This is a genomic window from Actinoplanes sp. GCM10030250 (genome assembly GCF_042666575.1).
GTDB lineage: Bacteria > Actinomycetota > Actinomycetes > Mycobacteriales > Micromonosporaceae > Actinoplanes.
In genome coordinates this window covers 118,352-134,645 of sequence record NZ_JBHTDO010000025.1, presented here as the reverse complement: position 1 = coordinate 134,645, position 16,294 = coordinate 118,352, and the positions used below count along the sequence as shown (strand labels likewise).

General features: G+C 68.7%; 16 protein-coding genes. 10 read left to right on the top strand and 6 right to left on the bottom strand.

Going from position 1 to position 16,294, the window contains the following annotated elements:
- The first annotated feature begins 5 nt into the window (after positions 1 to 5).
- Both ACFQV6_RS28525 and ACFQV6_RS28520 read left to right on the top strand, forming a co-directional pair.
- Complete coding sequence (locus ACFQV6_RS28525; RefSeq protein ID WP_378030720.1) at positions 6 to 329, top strand: DUF3817 domain-containing protein; 324 nt, start codon at positions 6 to 8, stop codon at positions 327 to 329.
- Positions 330 to 665: 336 nt separating this feature from the next.
- Complete coding sequence (locus ACFQV6_RS28520; RefSeq protein WP_378030682.1) at positions 666 to 1,628, top strand: NlpC/P60 family protein; 963 nt, start codon at positions 666 to 668, stop codon at positions 1,626 to 1,628.
- 96 nt (positions 1,629 to 1,724) lie between these two features.
- Here ACFQV6_RS28520 and ACFQV6_RS28515 read toward each other — a convergent pair whose 3' ends face one another.
- Positions 1,725 to 2,726 carry an RNA polymerase sigma factor RpoD/SigA gene (locus ACFQV6_RS28515; protein ID WP_378030681.1) on the bottom strand — a complete coding sequence of 334 codons (1,002 nt, stop codon included), beginning with the start codon at positions 2,724 to 2,726 and terminating at the stop codon, positions 1,725 to 1,727.
- A 527-nt stretch (positions 2,727 to 3,253) separates the two neighbouring features.
- On the opposite strand from ACFQV6_RS28515, the gene ACFQV6_RS28510 reads away from it, so the two are divergent.
- Positions 3,254 to 3,943, top strand: a complete 690-nt coding sequence (locus ACFQV6_RS28510; RefSeq protein WP_378030680.1) for an SDR family NAD(P)-dependent oxidoreductase — start codon at positions 3,254 to 3,256, stop codon at positions 3,941 to 3,943.
- On the opposite strand, the gene ACFQV6_RS28505 is transcribed toward ACFQV6_RS28510, so the two are convergent.
- Positions 3,940 to 4,665: a thymidylate kinase gene (locus ACFQV6_RS28505; protein WP_378030679.1), complete on the bottom strand. Its 726-nt coding sequence runs from the start codon at positions 4,663 to 4,665 to the stop codon at positions 3,940 to 3,942. The two genes, ACFQV6_RS28510 and ACFQV6_RS28505, sit on opposite strands and share 4 nt — an antisense overlap.
- Before the next feature lie 139 nt (positions 4,666 to 4,804).
- On the opposite strand from ACFQV6_RS28505, the gene ACFQV6_RS28500 reads away from it, so the two are divergent.
- The 7 genes from ACFQV6_RS28500 (at position 4,805) to ACFQV6_RS28470 (ending at position 10,187) form a co-directional block, all read left to right on the top strand.
- Positions 4,805 to 5,389 (top strand): nucleotidyltransferase, encoded by a 585-nt coding sequence (locus tag ACFQV6_RS28500; RefSeq protein ID WP_378030678.1) that lies wholly within the window; start codon positions 4,805 to 4,807, stop codon positions 5,387 to 5,389.
- Between the two features lies 1 nt (position 5,390).
- Entirely contained in the window at positions 5,391 to 5,639 is a 249-nt protein-coding gene (locus tag ACFQV6_RS28495) for a hypothetical protein (protein ID WP_378030677.1), read from the top strand.
- Entirely contained in the window at positions 5,636 to 6,379 is a 744-nt protein-coding gene (locus ACFQV6_RS28490; protein WP_378030676.1) for a metallophosphoesterase, read from the top strand. Before ACFQV6_RS28495 ends, ACFQV6_RS28490 begins: the two co-directional genes overlap by 4 nt.
- 55 nt (positions 6,380 to 6,434) lie before the next feature.
- Positions 6,435 to 6,581 (top strand): GPGG-motif small membrane protein, encoded by a 147-nt coding sequence (locus ACFQV6_RS28485; protein ID WP_378030675.1) that lies wholly within the window; start codon positions 6,435 to 6,437, stop codon positions 6,579 to 6,581.
- 234 nt (positions 6,582 to 6,815) lie between these two features.
- Positions 6,816 to 7,772: an MHYT domain-containing protein gene (locus ACFQV6_RS28480; protein ID WP_378030674.1), complete on the top strand. Its 957-nt coding sequence runs from the start codon at positions 6,816 to 6,818 to the stop codon at positions 7,770 to 7,772.
- Between the two features lie 42 nt (positions 7,773 to 7,814).
- Positions 7,815 to 8,534 (top strand): HD domain-containing protein, encoded by a 720-nt coding sequence (locus ACFQV6_RS28475; RefSeq protein WP_378030673.1) that lies wholly within the window; start codon positions 7,815 to 7,817, stop codon positions 8,532 to 8,534.
- A gap of 27 nt (positions 8,535 to 8,561) precedes the next feature.
- Complete coding sequence (locus ACFQV6_RS28470; RefSeq protein ID WP_378030672.1) at positions 8,562 to 10,187, top strand: alpha-amylase family glycosyl hydrolase; 1,626 nt, start codon at positions 8,562 to 8,564, stop codon at positions 10,185 to 10,187.
- Here ACFQV6_RS28470 and ACFQV6_RS28465 read toward each other — a convergent pair.
- The 4 genes from ACFQV6_RS28465 to xylB all read right to left on the bottom strand — a co-directional run bounded on the left by ACFQV6_RS28465 (position 10,095) and on the right by xylB (position 16,293).
- On the bottom strand, positions 10,095 to 11,555 hold the full coding sequence (locus ACFQV6_RS28465) for an MFS transporter (RefSeq protein WP_378030719.1): 1,461 nt from the start codon (positions 11,553 to 11,555) through the stop codon (positions 10,095 to 10,097). The genes ACFQV6_RS28470 and ACFQV6_RS28465 overlap by 93 nt on opposite strands.
- A 275-nt stretch (positions 11,556 to 11,830) precedes the next feature.
- On the bottom strand, positions 11,831 to 13,291 hold the full coding sequence (locus ACFQV6_RS28460) for an RICIN domain-containing protein (protein WP_378030671.1): 1,461 nt from the start codon (positions 13,289 to 13,291) through the stop codon (positions 11,831 to 11,833).
- Between the two features lie 2 nt (positions 13,292 to 13,293).
- Positions 13,294 to 14,739 (bottom strand): pectinesterase family protein, encoded by a 1,446-nt coding sequence (locus ACFQV6_RS28455; RefSeq protein ID WP_378030670.1) that lies wholly within the window; start codon positions 14,737 to 14,739, stop codon positions 13,294 to 13,296.
- A gap of 153 nt (positions 14,740 to 14,892) precedes the next feature.
- A complete protein-coding gene (gene xylB / locus ACFQV6_RS28450) occupies positions 14,893 to 16,293 on the bottom strand; it encodes a xylulokinase (RefSeq protein ID WP_378030669.1) in 1,401 nt (466 codons plus the stop codon).
- Between the last annotated feature and the right edge of the window lies 1 nt (position 16,294).

Sequence of the window (16,294 nt, the reverse complement as noted above, 5' to 3'; positions counted from 1 at the left end):
CGACCGTGCAGGGAGCCCTCACCCGCTACCGGATCATCGCCTGGATCGTCGGCGTGGTCCTCATCCTCCTCGTGGTGATCGGCATGCCGCTGAAGTACCTCGGCGACAATCCCACGGTGGTCGAGTTGGTCGGTCCGTTCCACGGCTTTCTGTACATGGTTTACCTGGTGCTGACCTTCGATCTCGCGCGCCGGGCCAAGTGGCCGTTCGGCCGGATGGTCCTCGTCATGCTGGCCGGCACGATTCCGTTCTTCTCGTTCTGGGCGGAACGGCGCGTGACCCGGCACTGGATGGCGGACTCGGCATACGAGCCGGCGCTGAGCGAATAGTCCGTTTGCTCGGCCGAAATAACGCTTAGCTGCGGCCGAATGACAGCGCGTTATCGGGATTAAACTCACAACTCCGGCTATTGGCAGAATTCACTCGCTCAGGCCTTGATTTCTTTTCTGCCATCGATAGGTTAGTGCGGTTGGTTCGGTCCGCAGCCATAAACCCTCGAGTGGCGCCGGCCAACGCCGCCGAATCTTCCGTGACGGCCGCCGCCCTTCCCCGGGCGGCGGCCGTCACGATCGGAACCGGGAAACCAGCGGTCGGGCCTTCTTCCCGCCCACCCCGGTGCCACTGAAAACCGGTAGGCGGCCAAGCGGAAGAAAGGCCCCTGACCAGTGCCACACCCCCGTACCCGGCTCCGGGCGCTCGTGGTCGCGCTGACAGCGCTCGCGATCACCACGTCGGGAGCGACGGCCGCCCATGCGGCCCCGTCCAAGAGCGAGCTCAAGAAGAAGATCGACGCAGCGTCGGAGAAGCTCGAGGACGTCACCGAGTCGTACAACAAGATGCGGCTCGACCTGAAGAAGACCAAGGCCGACTCGGTGAAGCTGGAAGCCTCGCTGAAGCCGACCCAGGCCGCTCTCGCGACCGCCACCGCCAAGGTGCAGACCATCGCCGCCACCTCGTACATCCAGGGCAAGGTGGGCGCGGTCGACGTGCTGGTGAGCGGCGACGAGGAGAATCTGCTGGGGCGCATGGCGTTCCTGGAGCAGATCGCTCAGTCGAATCAGCAGGACATCGACGCCTTCAAGGAGACCACCGAGACGTTCGCCGAACGCAAGGCGGCACTCAAGATCACCCAGGACAAGCAGACCGCTCAGGTCAAGGAGCTGTCCGACCGCAAGAAGAAGATCGAGGACGACCTCGACGACCTGTACGACATGCGGGAACAGGTCTACGGCAGCGCCACCGAGACCGGCTCGTCGTACACCGGGAAGATCCCCAGCATCCCCGGCTCGGCGGGCAAGGCCGTGACGTACGCCTTCAACGCGATCGGCAAGCCCTACGGCTACGGCGACGACGGCCCCGGCTCGTACGACTGCTCCGGTCTCACCGCGGCGTCCTGGGCCGCGGCGGGTAAGTCACTGCCGCACAACGCCGCCGCGCAGTACAGCGCCACCGCCCGGATCAGCAGGTCCGATCTCCAGCCGGGCGACCTGGTGTTCTACCGATCGAACGGGCACGTCGCCATCTACGTCGGTAGCGGCAAGATCATCGACGCGCCCTCCGCGGGCCGGAACGTGCTGCACCGGACGATCGACATCATGACGCCGAACGGCTACGGCCGAATCAAGTAGTCGGCACGTCGAGCAACGCGACGAAGAAGGCCGGTGCCCCTCGGGGGCGCCGGCCTTTCGCGTTGCGGGGGGGAAGGAACGTAGGGGGTACGAAGGTCAGGCGGCCTGCAGGCCCTCGGCCCGGGCCAGCTCACGCAGCCGGCCGAGCGCCTGGATCTCCAGCTGGCGGATCCGCTCGCGGCTGAGCGAGAAGCGCGAGGCCACCTCGGTCAGCGAGTGCTCGCGGCCGTCCTCCAGGCCGTACCGCGCGCGCATGATGCCCGCCGAACGGTCGTCCAGGTGGTTCAGCAGGCCCTCGATGCGCTGGCGCTCCAGGGCGCTCAGCACGATCTCCTCGGGCGACGGTGCGTCGCTGTCGGCGACCAGGTCACCGAGGTTGGTGTCGCCGTCGTCGCCGACCGGGGTGTCCAGCGAGACGGTGTCCTGCGCCCAGCGGGTGAGCTCGTTGACCCGCTCGACGGTCACGCCGAGCGCGGCCGCGACCTGCTCCGGCTCCGGGTCGCCGCCCAGCTCACGGACGAGCTGGCGGGTGACGTTGCGCATCCGGTTGACGTCCTCGACCAGGTGCACGGGGAGGCGCACGGTGCGCTCCTGCTGGGCGATGGCCCGGCTGATCGCCTGGCGCACCCACCAGGTGGCGTAGGTGGAGAACTTGTAGCCGCGCTCGTAGTCGAACTTCTCGACGGCGCGGACGAGGCCGGTGTTGCCCTCTTGAATCAGGTCCAGCATCGGCATGCCGGACCGCACGTAGCGGCGTGCGATGGAGACGACCAGGCGAAGGTTGGCCCGGATGAACAGGTCCTTCGCGCGCTGGCCCTCGGTGACGAGCCGCTCCAGTTCCTCCCGGCTGACGCCGCGGCGAACCTCGCCCTGTTCGAGCAGGTGCTCGGCGTAGAGGCCCGCTTCGATTGCCTTCGAGAGCTCGACCTCCCGTGCGGCGTCCAACAACGGCGTCCGGGAGATCTCGTGCAGGTAGACTCCGACGAGGTCGCGCTCCTCGGCGACCTGATCGGTACGCATCACGCTGTTCTTCTCCACGTTGCCCACGGTCCCCTCATTGCCGTCACTAACCCTGTTACGGGCATTACCTGCGTCCATCAGCCCTCTCCCGTAACGTCCGCAGCTCGTGCATTGCGGTTGCTGCCTTCTCCACAACAAATTGCTGGCTGGACTGATTCCAGCTGGTGGGTCGAAAGTGTCACGAATGCCTGGGTCTTACCTGAGAGCCCCGTGCGGGAAAGCTGAGTGGGGACTCTCGGTGCCCGTCCCGTAGACAGGCGGATACCCTTGGCGCGCTTCTCATAACACCATCGGCCCCTCATCCGTCACAGCGACGGGCATCACCTGAGCTCCGCGATGCTCGTCACCCCCGTGTACGGGTTTGATGCCCGCGGGGTTCATGTGCAGCATCGGCCGGCCGAAGACGTGCCTGAATGAAACGTCCGAGCGAAAGATCCCGCACCTCGGGCCGGAACGGGACCACCGGTCACAATGCGCCACGCCGGGCCACACTTCACTCGCCCGCACGGGTGACGTTCCGGAGCGGCGAGACATTCCCAGGTGGCGGCCGGTTCCTGGGTGCGAGTGAGGAATAGCACAACACCACGGTGTGACAGGCTCTCCGGATGACGGTTACGCGTACTGCACTGGTGACGGGTGGCACAGGCGGGCTGGGTTCGGCCACGATCTCGGCTTTTCTCGCCGCGGGGTGGCGGGTCGTCGCGCCGGTCCGGCCCGGAAACGCCGGCCGGCTGCCCGGCGAGGCCGTTGCGGTCGAAGCCGACCTGATGGTCGAGGCGCAGGTCAGGGCGGCCGCCGCGACCGCCGCGTCGGAATCGGGTGCGCCGCTGCGAGCCGTGGTCAACCTGGTCGGCGGCTATGCGAGCAGCGGCCTGATCGCCGACACGCCGGTCGGCGACTTCGAGGCGATGCTCACGATGAACCTGCGCCCGACGTACCTCACCACCGCTGCCGCCCTGCCACACCTGGTGGCCGCGGGCGGAGGCTCGGTGGTCTGCGTGTCGTCGCGCGCCGCGGTGGCACCGTTCCCCGGTGCGGCCGGATACGTGACAGCCAAGGCCGCGGTGCTCGCGTTCGCCGGCGCGGTCGCTGTCGAGTACCGCAAGCAGAACGTCCGCTGCAACACGGTGCTGCCGAGCATCATCGACACCCCGGCGAATCGCACCGGCCAGCCGGACGCCGACCGCAGCCGCTGGGTGAACCCCGCCGCCATCGCCGAGACGATCCTGTTCCTCGCCTCGGACACGTCAGCGCCCACCAGCGGCGCGCAGATCCCGGTCTACGGGCAGGCCTAGGCCGCCTGGAGTTCGGCCGACTGGGTCGGAGTGGGTGAGGGCAGCACCGGCAGCGGGGGAACGGCGGGACTCGTCGTAGCGACCGCGGGCGCGACGAGCGCGGCCAGCTCGGCCCGGATCGCGGCGGCCACCTCGTCGGGCGTGCCGTTGGCGTTGATCACCACGAAATCGCGGTACTCCGGCAGCGACTCGTACGCGGTGGTGGCGGCGCGCAGGTAGTCCATCGACTCGTGGTCGTAGCCGCGGCGCTCGATCCGCTCGTGGGCGACCTCGGGATCCACGGCCAGCAGGAACGTGACGTCGGGCGCCGGGAACAGGCGGTAGGCGAGGCGGGCCCGGCGCTCGGCGGCCGGGCGGCCACCGTGCGAGCGCAGGCTCGCGTACTGGCAGACCGCGTACCGGTCCATCACGGTGATCTCGTCACGGACGGTGCGGCGCAGCAGCGTGCGAAGGATGGCCAGCCAGCGGAGCACCGACTCGACGGCGAGCATGGCGCGCCGCCCGATCAGGTCCTCGGCGTCCTCGCGGCCGAAGAACCCGGCTATCCGGCCGACGAAATGGCGCCCGCCGGCGTTACGGCGGTACTCCGCCGGGTATCCGTCGATCGAGAGCTCGATGGCGAGCCGGTGCGCCTGGGTGGTCTTGCCGGAGCCGTCGATGCCGACCAGAGCGATGGTGCGAACGCCCGGCGGGATCGTCGGGGACTGCGCGGTGAGAGCCATACCAACCGACGGTAGCCCCTGCCTGCACATTCGGTTCGGCGTCGGATCGCCTCGTACCCGTACAGAATGGGTCTTGGGGTTCAAGGTGTGGCGACTCCGGGTAGTCGTTCACGGACCGGACACGGGACAGGAGGTCTCCATGCCACACCGGGTGGACGAAGGTTTGGCCATCACCCTGAAGCGGGTGGCATCCACGCTGAAGAGCGCGGACATACCGTTTGCTCTGGGCGGAAGCTTCGCGGTGTACGCCCGCGGGGGCTACTCCAGCGATCACGACGTGGACTTCCTCATCCGCGAGCAGGACAAGGACCGGGCACTCCAGGAACTCGCCTCGGTCGGATTCACGACCGAACAGCCGCCCGAGGACTGGCTGGTCAAGGTCTTCGACGAGGGCCGGATGGTGGACCTGATCTACCGGCCGGTGGAGTCACCCGTCACCGACGAGACACTGCACGACACCGACCAGATCTCGGTCGAGGCGATCTACATGCCGGTGCTCTCCGCGAGCCAGCTGATGGTTCACAAGCTCCTCAGCTACAGCCAGCACTACTGCGACTTCGCCACCGGCCTGCCGGTCGCCCGGTCGCTGCGCGAGCAGATCGACTGGGATCGGGTGCGCCGGGAGACGCTCGGCTCGCCGTACGCGGAGGCCTTCCTCGTCCTGCTGGACAGGTTGGACGTCGTCGCGTTCCCCGGTGAGCGGGAACTCAAGGTAGGGGGATGAGATGACCCACCAGATCGACCTGGAGGCCGAGATCCAGCGGCTGCTCACCGAGCACGACCGGATCGCCGAACAGGGCATCACGGTGCAGCGCCGGGACAACGCGGTGGTGCTCGGCGGCGAGGTGGAGAGCGCCCAGCGGCGCGACGAGATCTGCCGGCAGATCACCAGCCGCTACCCCGAGATCGAGATCACCTGTGACATCGGCATCACCCGGGCACAGGCGCCCAGCGAGGTGGAGGAGATTTCATGATCCGGATCGCCGCCGTGGGCGACGTCCACGTGGACAAGGACGTCGTCGGCCGCTATCGGCCGGCTCTGGAGGAACTGCCCGGGCGGGCCGACGCACTGCTGATCGCGGGCGACCTGACCCGGCACGGCACCGTCGAGGAGGCCCGCTGCTTCACCAAGGAGTTCGGCGGGCTGGCCGTACCGGTCGTGGTGGTTCTCGGTAACCACGATCATCAGAGTGACCAGGAGAAAGAGGTCTCCCAGGTCCTCACCGACGCCGGGATCACCGTGCTCGAGGGCTCGGCGACCGTACTGGAGCTGAACGGCCATCGTCTCGGCGTGGCCGGCACCAAGGGATTCGGCGGCGGCTTCGCCGGCGCCTGCGCGAGCAATTTCGGCGAGCGTGAGATGAAGTCGTTCGTCGGCACGTCCGAAGCGTTCGCGACGGCCCTGCGGGACGCGCTGAGCTCGGTGGAGTGCGACGCGCTTGTCGCCCTCACCCACTACGCCCCCGTGCCGGAGACGCTGGTCGGCGAGCCGCTGGAGATCTATCCGTTCCTCGGCTGTTACCAGCTCGGGCAGGCCATCGACTCGGCGCCGACAGCGCTCGCCCTGCACGGGCACGCGCACCACGGCTCGGAGCGCGGCCGCACCCCCGGTGGAGTGCCGGTGCGCAACGTCGCCCACCCCGTCATCAAGCAGGCGTACAACGTGTATCAGCTGCTCAGTGACTCTGTGGACACCGAACTGACGAACGCGTAGCCCGTACGGGGGAGTTGCAGGTTTTCGATTTCTGGGGTTCGGGTACCTCATCAGCATGGAACTTTTGCTTCTGATCATCGCCGCAGTCCTGGTCATCGCCGGTGTCCTCGCGCTCTTCCGCCGGCAGATTCTGTGGGGCGTCGTGCTGATCGTCGTCGGGCTCCTGGTCGGCCCGGGTGGCGTCAGCATCTTCAACGTTTGACGCACCCTGAATCCGAATCCCTGTCCCCCTGAACGAAACGACGACCCGGAACCGGGGTCGCCGCCGCGGCGTCCGATGCGGACGCGGCGACGGTGGCCCCGGTTCTTCGTGTGACGCACCCGGTCCTCTTCGGGGCGTCCTCTTTGGGGCGCAGGCGCACATCAGGTGCGATGTACGGCCGCTGATATCTGACTCAATCCCCGCGAATCATCGTCAACCTTCGCGAGGTCATCAGTGGCTCACGTGCATCACTTCACCTATGGGATCTACAACCCGATAGCCGCTTTCCTGCTGGCCTTCCTCGGGTCGTTCCTCGGGTTGCTCTGCACCGGCCGGGCCCGGGACGCGCACAGCCGCGGCCGGCGCGCACGGTGGCTGGCGATCGCCGCCTTCGCCATCGGTGGCGGCGGCATCTGGCTGATGCACTTCTCCGCGATGCTCGGCTTCGACGTGCCGGAGAGCCCGGTCCGGTACGACCTCGCCAGCACCCTGCTCAGCCTGGTCTTCGCGGTGGTGACCGTCGGGATCGGCCTGATGGTGGTCGGGCACGGCGGCCGCAGCACCGCCAAGACGATCACGGCGGGCGTGCTCACCGGCGCCGGCGTGATCGCCATGCACTACACCGGCATGCAGGGCATGCGACTGCCCGCCACGATCCACTACGACCCGCTGCTGGTCACCGCCTCGGTGCTGATCTCCTGCGCGGCGAGCACGGTGGCGCTCTGGTTCGCCGTGTCGGTGCGCGGCTGGGCCCGGGTCAGCGCGTCGGCCGCCGTGATGGCGCTGGCTGTCTGCGGCATGCACTACACCGGGATGGCCGCGATCTCGATCGAGCTGGACCCGTACGCGCCGGCCGCCGGGGGCATCCGGCCGCTCACCATGCTGGTCCCGATCACGGTGATCACCACCGCGACGATAGTCGGGGTGGCGCTGAGCGCCCTGCAGGCGATGACCGAGGAGGAGTTCACGGACGGGGCGGGGACACCCAAACGGGGAATCCACGCCGAGGCCTCCCAGGCGTGGTCGCTGAAGCAGGCCTCGATGGGTGCGATGCGCCTCTCCCCCGCCGCCCGAGCGGTCGTGACCAGCCGAACCCCGGGTGCGGGGCGTCCCTCGCCGGGCCCGCGGCCGTCACCCCGGCCGGCGGCGACAGCCGCACCGGCCGTACCACCCGCCACATCCGGTAGCTGATCGAAACCCATCGCCGCCCGTGATCGGGTATATCTGAACGGCATGGCACCAAGGTTGCTGCTCTCGATGCCACTGCACGCGATCACGGAGGTGTACGGGGAGGCGGGACTGCGGGATCGTTTCGCGCTGGAACTCGATTCGTTCCCCACGGAGGATCGGAAACAGCTCGTCGAGGCGCTCGACCTCGCGTCGGACCTGCACGCGGCCGACCGGCGGGTTCGCGAGCCGTACATGAACCACCTTCTCCGGGTGGCCATCCGGATCATCCGCTACTACGGCGTCCGTGACGTCGACGTGCTGACCGCGGCCCTGCTGCACGACGCCGTCGAGGACCATCCGGCTGAACTCGGCAACCTCGAACCGGACCGGTCGCACGCCGAGCTGACCGCCGCCGCCCTCGCCGAACTGGACCGCCGCTTCGGGCCACGGGTCGCCGAGCTGGTCAGCTCGGTCACCAACCCGGAGTACGACCCGGAGCGCGACCGGGACGAGCAGTACCGGGAACACGTCGCGGAGAACCTGGAACGGGACCCGTGGGCCCGGGTCATCAAGATCTCCGACTTCACCGACAACGGAGTCGGCGTGATTCACACGACACTCGACAAGGCGTACCGGTCCGCCACGAAGTACCGGCCGCTCGTTCCGAAGCTGCGTGAGCTGGTCGGACGCCCCGACACACCGCTCTCCACCGAGGCCAAGCAACACATCCTCGACCAGCTCGACCTCGCCGAGGAGCGATTCGCGGCCATCCTCGACGACTGACCCGCAAACCCGCCATACGCTTGGGCGATGCCCTCCACGAACACCTGGTGGCGCGACGCCGTCATCTACCAGATCTACCCACGCTCGTTCGCCGACGCGAACGGTGACGGCATGGGTGACCTGCCCGGCATCACCGCGCGCCTGCCCCACCTGCGCCGGCTCGGTGTCGACGCCGTGTGGCTCTCGCCCTTCTACCCCAGCCCGCAGAACGACGCCGGGTACGACGTTGCCGACTACCGCGGCGTCGACCCGCGGTTCGGCTCGCTCGGCGACGCCGACAAGCTGATCGCCACCGCGCACGACCTCGACCTGAAGATCATCGTCGACCTCGTGCCGAACCACACCTCCAGCGAGCACGTCTGGTTCCGGGCCGCTGTCGAGGCCGCACCGGGCAGCCCCGAGCGGGCGCGCTACATCTTCCGCAACGGCAAGGGTGCGAACGGCGAGGAGCCGCCCAACTCGTGGCAGAGCGTCTTCGGCGGCTCGGCGTGGGAACGGGTGGCCGACGGCCAGTGGTATCTGCACCTGTTCGACGTCTCCCAGCCCGACCTCAACTGGGACCACCCCGAGGTCCGCGCGGAGTTCCTGGACATCCTGCGGTTCTGGCTGGACCGCGGCGTCGACGGGTTCCGGGTGGACGTGGCGCACGGCCTGATCAAGGACGCGCAGCTGACCGACTGGACCGCGCCGTCGGTGATCCTGGGCGGGCTGGACCCGGTCGGGCCGCCGCCGCCGATGTGGGACCAGGAGGGCGTGCACGAGATCTACCGTCAGTGGCGCGCCGTGGCCGACGAGTACCCGGGCGGCCGCATCCTGGTCGCCGAGGCGTGGGTGCAGCCGGAGGAACGGCTGGCCCGCTACGTGCGCCCGGACGAGATGCACCAGGCGTTCAACTTCCCGTACCTGGAAGCGCCGTGGTCGCCGAAGGAGCTGCGGGAGATCGTCGACTCGTCGCTCGCCGCGAACGAGGCGGTCGGCGCCACGACCACCTGGGTGCTCTCCAACCACGACGTCGTACGGCACGCGTCCCGGCTCGGCTTCACCGTCGGCGAGGCGCGCCGGACCGGCATCGGCGCCGAGGACCCCCAGCCGGACACCGCCCTCGGCCTGCGCCGGGCCCGCGCCGCGTCGCTGCTGATGCTGGCGCTGCCCGGCTCGGCGTACCTGTACCAGGGTGAGGAACTCGGGCTGCCGGAGCACACCACGCTCGGCGACGAGTACCGGGAGGACCCCGCGTGGGAGCGGTCCGGGCACGCCGAGCGGGGCCGCGACGGCTGCCGGGTGCCGATCCCGTGGGAGGCCGACGCCCCCTCGTACGGCTTCGGCCCGGCCGACGCCAGCTGGCTGCCGCAGCCGGCGATCTGGGCCGAGTACGCGCTGGACCGGCAGGTGGACGTCCCCGGCTCGACCTACGAGCTGTATCGCTCGGCGCTGAGCACGCGCCGCGAGCACGGCCTGGGCTCGGGCGTCCTCACGTGGCTGGAGAGCGGCCCGGAGTCGCTGGCCTTCCGCAACGGAGGCCTCGCCGTAGTCACCAACTTCGGCGCGGAACCGGTCGAGCTACCGGCCGGGGCTCGGGTCCTGCTGAGCAGTGAGCCCCTGGACGCCGACGGCCGGGTCCCTGCCGACGTCACCGTGTGGGCGATGCTCTGAGGCAACGGCCAGCAGGTCGGCGTGCGTGCGCGCCATGTCCGCCGCCACCGTCCTGCTGGCCAGCCAGTACATGATGCCGGTCGGCACGAAGAAGAACTGGAAGGCGGCCAGACCGACCGCGTAGTTCAGCGGCGGGGGGAAGGCGCCCGAGAGGGACCGGAAGACCACACCGACAAGCGCGTTGCCACCGGCCCGGCCGGCCCCGTTGATCAGGTTGCCGAGGCTGTAGACGGTGCCGCGGTGCTGCGGCGGGTTCACGTCGGCGATCATCGCGAACCAGTTGGGCGAGTTCGCCGACGTCAGCATCAGCGCGAACACCGCGATGGCCAGGCCGGCGGCGACGGTCGGCTCGGTCACCACGTTGGTGAGCACGCCGCGGATCACCGCACCGGTGCCGGCGCCGTCGGGCACCGTGATCCGCATCGGGACGAAGAACAGGACCACGTAGAACGGCACGGCGGCGAGCACGCCCACGGCGGCGACCAGGGCACGGCCCCGGGGCGTACGGCGTTGCAGGCGATCGCCGGCGATGCCGCCGAGGATCGACAGCGCCGCACCGAGCTGGAAGACCGTCGCGAAGACGCTGCCGATCAGCACCGCTGTACCGGCCGAGTAGCCCTGGTCCTCGGCCCGGGCCCGGAACAGGATCGGCAGCCAGACCATCGACCCGAAGGCGATCTGCGCGGTGCCACCCTGCAGGATCAGCCAGACGTTCGTACGCCGGCTCAGGATGACCGGAAGATCCCGGTGGTGGATCCGCTCGTCGTAGTCGACCCCGGCCAACTCCGGCTGGCTGTCACCGCGCGGCACGTTGTAGGTGAGCAGGTAGGCGAGCGTCGCCAGCACCCCGGCGGCAGCGGTCACCAGAAACGGCCGCCGCCAGTCGTCGTGCCCGAGGATCCCGCCGACAAGCGTGCCGGCCAGGGTGCCAACACCCTGCGAGAGGCCCCAGAAGCTCATCACCAGGCCGCGGCGCCTCGGTGAGATCAGGTCGCTGACCACCGCGAAGCTGACCGACGCCACGCCACCCAGCCCGAACGCGGCGACGACCTGGGCGGCGAGGAAGGCCGGGTATCCCTCGGCCAGGCCGGACCAGGCGGTGCCCGCCACCCAGATCAGGGTGCCGGCCACCAGGACGGGCTTGCGGTCGGTGCGATCCCCCACGTACGCGAAACCGATCGCCGCCACCGCACTGATCAGGAACATCGCGGTGGTCGCCAGCGCGATGTGCCCCTCGCTGACCGCCAGGTCCCCGCCGATGCTGCCGTAGAGCGGCGGCACGATCCCGATCGCCACGTTGTCGAGCGCGGCAAGGATCACGAACACCACCACGCTGTAGACGCGGTGCACGGTCCCGCCCCTGCCCATCACCCGCTAGACGTTATCCGCAACCCCACCGCCCGGCTCGGTCCGCCCTGCTCACGCGATCGCGGAGATGTCGCCGTCCTCGAAGTAGATCGCCTGATGGAGGCGCCCACCCGGCTGCCGCGCCGAGACGCGGCGCGGGCCGCGCTTTTCAACTGGTTGCGCTCGGTGGAGGGCTTTCTCTCGGCGCGTGGTGCGCCTTTGAAAGGCTTGGGGGTACGGCGTGAGCAGGCGGCGCCGCTCGGAGGAGCGACGCCGCCGTTTCCCTCATCCGCGGATCAGTTGCCGATGTTGGCCTGCGGGCCGGCGTACGTGCCGAGCAGGGCGGGAACGTCCGCCGCCGCGTCCAGCGTGTACGAGTAGAAGCTCTTCGGGTCGAAGGCGGACCCGTTGGTCACCTGCTTGCCGCTGGAGTTCTTGACGATGCTGCCGCTCTGCTTGAGCTGGCCCTTCGTCAGGTCGTCGACGTTGTACGGGTTCGCGACATTGTCGAAGTAGCTGTTCTCCAGAACCATCTTGGTGCTGCCGCGCGACAGGTTGCCGTACGAGGTGATGTTCTGCAGGTAGTTGTTGTAGAGGTGCGCGTAGGCGACGTTGTCGGTGCTGGGGTTGCGCTGGTTGGTGTTCTTGATCCAGTTGTGGTGGATCGTCATCCGGGCCGTCACGTTCTCGGTCCAGCCGATGCCGAACGCCTTGTTGCCGGTGTCGAGCAGGTTCCACGACACCGTCAGGTAGGTGGTGTCCTTACGGCTGTCGATCATCCCGTCGTTCATCCGGGTGATCTTGTTGTGGTCGATCCAGATGTGGTCCGCTGTGTCCATCTGGATGCCGTCGTAGTCGAAGTCCTTGTCGTCCGGGTCGTCCTCGGTCATCTGGGTGTCCCGGATGGTCAGGTTCCGGATGATCACGTTCTTGACACCCGTACCGAGGAAGAAGCCGCCACCGACGATCTCACCGGTGGTGCCGGCGCCGACGATCGTCTTGTTCGACTTCACCTTGAGCTCGGTGCCCTTCGGCGTGATCGTGATGGCACCGGCCACCTTGATCACGTAGGGCTCGGTCGCGGTGACGTACTTGGTCAGGTCGGCCAGGTTCTTCACGGTGACCGTGGTGCCCGCTGCGCCGCCGGTCGTGCCGCCACCGGTCGAAGCGAACCCGTCCGGTGTGGCCGGCCAGGTGCGGCCCGACGAGGACGACACCGGCGCGAACGACCACTGCTTGTTGCTGTTCGCCGAACACGTCTCCTGGATGATCGCCGCGCCGTTCGCCGTCGACGCACCCTGATCGGAGAGGCACAGCCCGTTACCCACGTTGATGACCTGGAACGTGTCGGTACCCGACGCCGCCAGCTTCCACTGCTGGTTGGTCTGCGAGCCGACACACGTGTACTGCTGCACCTGCTGACCCGAGGTCGTCGACGCACCGGGCACGTCGATGCACTTGCCGCTGTTCACGTTCTGCAGCAGGAAGTTGCTGCCCGAGGCCACCAGCTTGAACTGCTGCCAGGCCGAGTTCGCGGTGCAACCCCACTGCTGGAGCAGGGCGCTGTTGTCCTTGGACGCGGACGGCACGTCGACGCACTTGCCGCTCTTCTTCACGATCAGCTGATAGGTGCTCCCGGCCGACGGGGCGGCCGCCGCGCTGGACGGGAGCACCGACCAGCCGACGATCGCGACCGGCACCGTCACGGCCAGCACGGAGGCCGCGAGAGCGGCGCGCTTCTTCTTCGAGATAGTCATGATCAACCCACCGGGTTCCAGTTGTCCGAGCCCGCGAGGTATTTCTGCGGGGTGTAGTTCGCCGCGGTCGAGGCGCTCATCTGCGGGCGGTTGCTGTTGGTGGTGGCGCCGGAGCCGGTGTTCGCGTACTCGAAGAAGCGAGCGTTCTGCCAGGTGTTGCCGGACATGTCGGTCCACGGCTGAGCGGTCTTGATGGTGGCGCTCAGGCTGGACTCACGGAACAGCACCTGCGCGGCCGGGCCCCACGGGCGGCCGAGCTGGGTGGTGTTGTTCGTCGCGCCGGTCACCGTCGCCTTGTAGAACAGGAAGCCGTACGCGTTCGCCGCGTCCGTCTTGGCCGCGGTGATCGGGCCACCGCTGGCCCGCTTCTGGTAGATCTTCGTGCCGTTGAAGACCGCGGTGCCGCCGCCGAAGATGAAGTCGACGGTGCCCTCGACGTAACCACCCTTGACGTAGGACCGGCCGCTGTTGACCAGCAGGGTGTCCTGAGCGCCGAGGAACCGGACGTTGTCGAAGACGAGCTTGTCGGCGTTCAGGTTCGCGGCGACCGCCTGCGAGCCTTCGCCGTAGTCGTTCGAGATCGTCAGGTTGGTGGCACCGGAATCCTTGCCGTTGGCGAACAGCGTGGCACTGCCCGACGTGCCGTAACCGCCGGCCGAGCTGTGGTTGTTGACGATCACCACGTCGTCGTTCGTGTCACCGCCGCCCTTGAGCGTGATGAACGGCTTGTTCGACGGGATCGTCACGATCTCCCGGTACGTGCCCGGCTTGATGGTGATCGTCTGACGGCTGGTGTTGTTCGCGCCGACCGCGTCGATCGCCGCCTGCACCGTCCGGTACGTGCCGGTGCCGTCAGCCGCCACGGTGAACGAACCCGTGGATCCGCCGGAGACCTGCGTGAACGCCCACTGCTTGTTCGAGTTGGCCGTACAGGTCTCCTGGATGATCGCCGCGCCGTTGGCGGTCGAAGCACCCTGGTCCGAGATGCACAGGCCGTTGCCGACGTTGATGATCTGGAACGTGTCGGTGCCCGACGCGGCGAGCCGCCACTGCTGGTTGGTCTGCGAGCCGACACAGGTGTACTGCTGCAGCTGCTGGCCCGAGGTGGTGGAGGCGCCGGGCACGTCGATGCACTTGGTGCTGTTGACGTTCTGGAGCAGGAAGTTGCTGCCCGACGCGACCAGCTTGAACTGCTGCCAGGCCGAGTTCGCGGTGCAACCCCACTGCTGGAGCAGGGCGCTGTTGTCCTTGGAGGCGGCCGGCACGTCGATGCACTTGCCGCTCTTCTTCACGATCAGCTGATAGGTGCTCCCGGCGGCCGGGGCTGCCGCCGCACTCGACGGCATGATCGAGTAACCGACGAGCCCGGCCGGCACGACAAGCGCGGCCACGAGACCCAGCAGGGTCCGTTTGTGAGATCTTCTCTCCGCCACTGTTCTCTCCGCCATAACGGCCCTTCCTACGTACGGGGATGCCGGCCGAGGGGGATGTCGGCCGGTGCTGCTGTGCCCGTAGATGTCGCAGGAGGGAGCGGACAACAAGAACTGGAGAAAAAGTTTCCGGGGCGACCCCGGCATGGGGTCACCCCGGAACGGGAGAGATCAGCGAACGCGGTCGAGGACGGCGTTCTGCGCGGAGGCGTACTGCTCTCGGATGAGCGGGACGCTCGTGTCCTCGTACACCTCAGGGGTTTCCGCCGACCACGCCGGCGGAACGTCCCCACCGAGAGTGACCCACGCGGCCTGCCGGGCCGCACCGTCAGCGACGTATTCACCCGGCGGCGGCACCAGGACCGGCTTGCCGAACAGCGCAGGCGCGATCCGGCGGACCGCCTCGCTGCGCGCGCCGCCGCCCACCAGGACGATCCGGTTGGCCGCGGCACCGTGCGTGACAAGCGCGTCCAGGCCGTCGGCGAGGGCGCAAAGCATGCCCTCGACAGCGGCCCGCGCCAGGTGAGCCGGATCCGACGTCTTCAGGGTGAGCCCGTGGATGGCACCCGTGGCGTCGGGCCGGTTCGGCGTGCGCTCACCCTCCAGGTACGGCACGAGCACCAGCCCGTCCGCGCCCGCCGGAGCGGAGAGCGCGAGCCGGGACAACTCCTCGTGATCCACCCCGAGCAGCTTGGCGGCCGCGTCGAGCACCCGGGCCGCGTTCAGCGTGACCACGATCGGCAGGAATCGCCCGGTGGTGTCGGCGAAGCCCGCCACCGTGCCGGACGGGTCGCGCGGCGCCACATCGGAGGAGACGAAAACCGTGCCGGACGTGCCGATCGAGACGATCACGTCGCCGGGGAGCGCGCCGGTGCCGAGGGCGGCCGCCGCGTTGTCCCCGGCACCCGGACCGAGCGGGGCGCCGTTGGGCAGGTGACCGGCGACGCCTGTCGGGCCGAGCACCCCGGGAACCCCGATCCGGCGGCCGAAGCCGAGTTCCAGCAGGTCGTGCCGGTACTCGTTGGTCGCGGCGGACCAGTACAGCGTGCCGCTGGCGTCACTGCGGTCGGTCCTGATGTCGGCGATGTCGGTGGAACCCGACAGCTTCCACGTCAGCCAGTCGTGCGGCAGGCAGACCGCTGCCACCTTCGCCGCGTTCGCCGGCTCGGTGCGGGCCAGCCAGCGCAGCTTGGTCAGCGTGAAGCTGGCGACCGGCACGATGCCGACCGCGTCGGCCCACTTGTCACCGCCGCCGAGCTCCTCGATCAGGTCGGCGGCCGCACCGGCGCTGCGGGTGTCGTTCCACAGCAGCGCCGGGCGGACCACCTGCCCGTGCTCGTCCAGCACCACCATGCCGTGCTGCTGGCCGGCGACCGAGGCGGCGGCCACGTCGTCCAGGCCACCGGCCTGCTCGATGGCCTCCTGGAGCGCCGACCACCAGGCGTCCGGATGCACCTCGGTGCCGTCCGGGTGGCTCGCCCGGCCCTGCCGGACGAGCTTGCCGGTCTCCGCGTCCCGGATCACGACCTTGCACGATTGCGTGGAACTGTCGATTCCGGCAACCAGAGCCATA